Source organism: Brachyspira pilosicoli (assembly GCF_008016535.1).
GTDB lineage: Bacteria > Spirochaetota > Brachyspiria > Brachyspirales > Brachyspiraceae > Brachyspira > Brachyspira pilosicoli_A.
Map to the genome: position 1 here is coordinate 1 of NZ_SAXY01000088.1, position 1037 is coordinate 1037.

Here is a 1037-nt window from a genome sequence, read left to right on the forward strand (position 1 = left end):
AGTTCTCAAACGATATAAAATACTTTCTACTCGATATCGAAATCATTTACAAAAGTTAAATACAAGATTTTTTATATTAGCATCAATATATAATTATCAGTTAAAAAATGACTTTTGAAACAAGTCTATTAGGAATATGTATCAAATATAAAATAATACCAAAATTTTAAGTTAAAAAATGTAGTTCTTTTGGTTCTTTTATACCAATACCGAGTAGGTGCCTATCGGCAAAAGAACTGGGGGCATGGGGGCTATCCCCCAAAACATAAAAACAAAAATTGATGAACTTAAAACTTTTCAAATATATAATAAGTTTTTTTATTCAACTTTTTCCCGTAGCAAAAAGTTGCAAAAAGTGCAAACATCTTAAATCTACACTCTACTAATATATACAAAAATAATAATTTTATCTTTATAAAAATTAAAACCTTATCAAAATATACAAATCAGTAAAGGAAAACAATAAAATTCAAAAACTTTAAATTTAATTCAAAAACTTTAAATTTATAAACTTAAAAAATTTATACTCTACTGTCATGGAGCCATAGATATTGTACTTTTACTTGCTATAATATTTTTGATTCTTTCTTTGATTGTAATATAACCTAACGAAGAAATCAATCTTTGATTGTTATAAAAATGTGTATATTCTTTTAATTTTTCTCTTAATAATTCTACTGTGATATTTTTATTTAATCGTGAATAAAATTCTCTTTCGTCTATGCCGTGTACTCTTTCTACTACGCCGTTATATCTTGGTGTTGCTACAGGAATATATCTTCGTTCTAATTTATTTTTAAGACAATATTCATCAAAAATATTTATTTTAGGAGTATTAATACAGCGATAAGTATATTCCATACCATTATCGGTCTGTATAGATTGTATCCTAAAAGGTGAAGTTTTCAATACATATTTTAAGAAAGATAAAGCACTATAAGGTGTTTTATCCTCATAGATTTGCCTCCAACTATAGCGAGTAGCTAAATCGACAGCAGTGAACTGATAGACTGTTTTTCTGCCTAATTTGATATATT

At 25.7% G+C, this 1037-nt stretch carries 1 protein-coding gene; it reads right to left on the reverse strand.

Translation table 11 applies throughout. The annotated features are described in order from the left end of the window. Positions 1–534: 534 nt before the first annotated feature. The coding region (locus EPJ72_RS12830) for an integrase core domain-containing protein (protein ID WP_147732501.1) at positions 535–1037 on the reverse strand (503 nt) is incomplete at its 5' end.